1 protein-coding gene and 1 pseudogene are annotated in these 1,072 nt (G+C 70.1%); one reads left to right on the top strand and one right to left on the bottom strand.

The genetic code is table 11. The annotated features are described in order from the left end of the window. Positions 1 to 486 (top strand): annotated as a pseudogene (locus ELR45_RS17945) (hypothetical protein); the annotation flags it as partial. A gap of 114 nt (positions 487 to 600) precedes the next feature. Here ELR45_RS17945 and ELR45_RS38275 read toward each other — a convergent pair. Beyond that, positions 601 to 1,072, bottom strand: a 472-nt coding sequence (locus tag ELR45_RS38275; protein WP_240759840.1) for a family 4 glycosyl hydrolase, incomplete at its 5' end; no start/stop codon positions are given.

The following is a 1,072-nucleotide window of genomic DNA, read 5'->3' on the forward strand; positions in this document are numbered from 1 at the left end:
GCCGGTCACCTCGCTCCCGCCGGGTACGACGTTGTCATCCTGGTGGAGACCGTCGACCCGGCGGCGGCCCGCGCGCTCCGAGACGATCCCGGATACCAGCGCCTCTCCGCTCGCGTGGCCGGCGCTGCCCGTCGCACCTATGAAGTCGCCGCCGAGAACCCGCGGAACATGGGGGACGTGGCCTTCGACAGGCCAGGCGTGTTCCTGTTCAACTTCTTCTACGCCGCGGACGAGCGGGAGCTGATCCCAGTCTGGGAATACACGGCCGGCTGGTGGAACGTCAAGACGCACCTCGACAACTCACGGGTGCTGCGACCGGTCGACGATGAGTCCAGCGACTACGGCATCATCAACCACTGCCGCTGGGACAGCCTGCGCGTGGTTGCTCCGAACATGATCTTCCGGCCGTCGTTCCGGCGGTTCGTGCTGGCCAACTTCGCCGCGAACGGCATCTCGGCCCAGCCGATCCTCTATCGGCGTGCATGAGCAGCGTCCCGCTCACCGCGACTTCGATACCGAGAGACCCGCGTCCGGGATCAACACGCCCTCCCAGCGAAGCTGGCGGTATCGAAGTCGGCGGGTCAGTCGGCGGCGCTGGCGTCAGTCGGCAGTCAGGACGGAGCGCAACTCCGGCAGCGCCTCGAGCTCCCGCTCCAAGATCCGCTCGGCGGTGCGCACCGAGCCGACCAGAGGATGTATCCCCAATGCCTTCACCGCGGCCGCCCGCGAGCCGCTGGTGGCGGCGTCGATGGCCGCCCGTTCTGCGGCCTTGACGCTGGACATCAGCGCCGCCTCGTCCGGCTCCATGGCGCCGGCGGCCACCGGGTGTGCTCCGTTCCGGCCCACCAGGCAGGGCACCTCGACGACGGCGTCGGCGTCCAGCCCTGGCACGGCCGAGCGGTTACGAACATTGAGCACGAGGGTCGTGCGCTCGTCGGCGGCGATCGCCCGCATCAGGGCCAGCGCGACCTTGTCGTAGCCGCCGCCGTCGAGGTCGTCGTTGTGCCGGTGCCCGGCGCCGGACGCCTCCCGGCTCTCGGCCATGTAGGTCGCCTCCCGCTCCCGGCGGACC

It is taken from the genome of Phytoactinopolyspora endophytica (genome assembly GCF_004138495.1).
Classification (GTDB): domain Bacteria; phylum Actinomycetota; class Actinomycetes; order Jiangellales; family Jiangellaceae; genus Phytoactinopolyspora; species Phytoactinopolyspora endophytica.